At 37.9% G+C, this 2,103-nt stretch carries 2 protein-coding genes and 1 pseudogene; 1 reads left to right on the plus strand and 2 read right to left on the minus strand.

Annotation, left to right across the window (positions count from 1 at the left end; translation table 11 throughout):
* Positions 1 to 411, minus strand: a 411-nt coding sequence (locus tag RRG12_RS43435; RefSeq protein ID WP_420763308.1) for a DUF4915 domain-containing protein, incomplete at its 3' end; no start/stop codon positions are given.
* Between the two features lie 540 nt (positions 412 to 951).
* Between RRG12_RS43435 and RRG12_RS43440 the strand changes: the two are divergent.
* Positions 952 to 1,206 (plus strand): annotated as a pseudogene (locus RRG12_RS43440) (Hsp20/alpha crystallin family protein); the annotation flags it as partial.
* Between the two features lie 123 nt (positions 1,207 to 1,329).
* On the opposite strand, the gene RRG12_RS43445 reads toward RRG12_RS43440, so the two are convergent.
* On the minus strand, positions 1,330 to 2,103 hold a 774-nt coding region (locus RRG12_RS43445; protein ID WP_420763309.1), incomplete at its 5' end, for a protein kinase domain-containing protein.

Below are 2,103 nucleotides of genomic sequence, written 5' to 3' on the forward strand. Positions count from 1 at the left end.
CTCTGATTCATTTAAACCACCACTGGCAATTTTGCCGTTTGGGAGTGGGGAATTACTCAGAGCAATATCGTGAATATCTAAGTCGCCTGTTACACAACTCATCTGGGGCAAATAAACAGCATCGTAGTTGTCGTGAACTTGTCCCGGCTGTAGTATGTTCTCGAAGCGCCACAGTTGATAAAGCGTACTCATATACAAACTCCTCCCACAGGCGTACAAACCCATGCAGCGCTCAAAGGTGCGCTCGAAGACTGAGAGTTTGCCGTTTGGTTGCAAGCCAACGAAAAATAATTTACCTGCTTGATAGGTGCTGAAAGCTAGACTGAGATTCTGCTCTAACAGCCAAGGTGTGAATTGCCGTGAGGCATTTATTTCTAAGCTTTTAGTTGCAGCTACAGGAAATTGATTCATTTTTCTATCAGGGAGGAAAATTAAACACGATCTTATCCCGATGTAGGTTTATTCACTCTTGAATTATCTCTTTCTTCAGTAAGATCACATAACCTGCTTCACCAAATCTTGAAGATATAACTTTTTATCTAATTTGATAAATGATCAAATTTACATTAAATTAACTTTATTATTCGTTTGCGAATATTTTTTTTACTGATTATAAATTCCATATACTATGAAATTCTCTGTGTTTATTGACGAAAACACATTTTCTTTTTGTGTTATGGCTCATTATGTGATATTAGTTTTTACTAAAAATACATAAGTAAATTCTATAAATATAAATAGAGAACAATCTCACATCAGCAAGAATCAAGTTCATACAAGCTTTATATTCCCCTTCCGTACCCAGGACTGTCACAATAGGTGATACCATTCACGAAAAATATGATACAGATTTAACCCCTGAAAGCTTTCCTGCATCTAATTTTTTTAATTGCGAATGGGCGAAAAAGCGAATTGTGAATTGGTATGATCGCTGTCCTTAATTTTGCGTAAGCGAAAGACCTGGATGTGCAAGTCACGGAAGATGCTGTTTACGTTAGCGGTGAGAGGAAATCAGAAACTAAAACTGATGAAAAAGGTGTTACCAGAAGTGAGTTTCATTACGGCAAATTTCAACGCGTAATTCCTCTATCGACTCGAATTCAAAATACTAACGTTACGGCAGATTATAAAGACGGCATCTTGAATCTGACACTGCCTAAAACTGAGCAAGAAAAGAACAAAGTTGTCAAGGTTAATTTAGAATAACCTGCTAACTAATGGTTTGCGCTCAGACTAATTTACCTCCAATGATTGATTGAAATAGTTAAGAGCTTGGTCATGCGAGTGACCAGGCTTTTTTCTAAGCAATTTAGCGTTGATAAAAAAGTACTAAAGACTTTCGAGATTTTTAAGCACCTCTGTGGCTGACTGATATCGTTGAGTGAAGTCAAAATGTACCATTCTATTTAAAATAATAACTAACGCATTTGTAGCCTCAGTTAGTTCGCGCCAATGTTGCCAAACCTGTTGATTCCCATCAGATTCTTTTGAAATAATTATTTCACCAGTGTTTGTGTCTCTACGAAATTCTCTTGGTTCTACCCCAGTTAAACCTTGTATCCCCATAATTCCCAACGCATAAATATCGCTGTTGAGTTTTGGCAATCCACTCATTTGTTCAGAAGGTGCATAATTAGGAGTGCCAATTGAAATGGTCTGAGCTTCTTGCTGCTGAGGCTGAATTTGCTTAACAGCACCAAAGTCAATTAAAACAATATGCCCATCTGATTCTCGTCTAATCAAGTTGCTAGGTTTAATATCTCGATGGATGACGCCATAACTGTGAACAAAAACAAGTACGTTTAAAACTTCTTTGAGCATCTCCACAACTTCAGCTTGTTTGAGTTGCTTCCCAGAGGATAGCTCTTTATCCATAGCGTGCCCTCGAACAAATTCTTGGACTAAAGAAAATTGTCGATTTTCTTCAAAAAAAGCTAGCAATTGGGGAATTTGTGGATGCTTACCAAAAGTTTCTAAAATTTCTGATTCAGCGACAAATAGGAGTCTGACGACATTTAAATATTCTGCATCTTGGCGGGGAGGGCGAAACTGATTTACCACACCCTGCGGAGTTCCAACGACACGGATATAAGCATCCGCCAA

This window comes from Nostoc sp. CALU 546, from assembly GCF_048836525.1.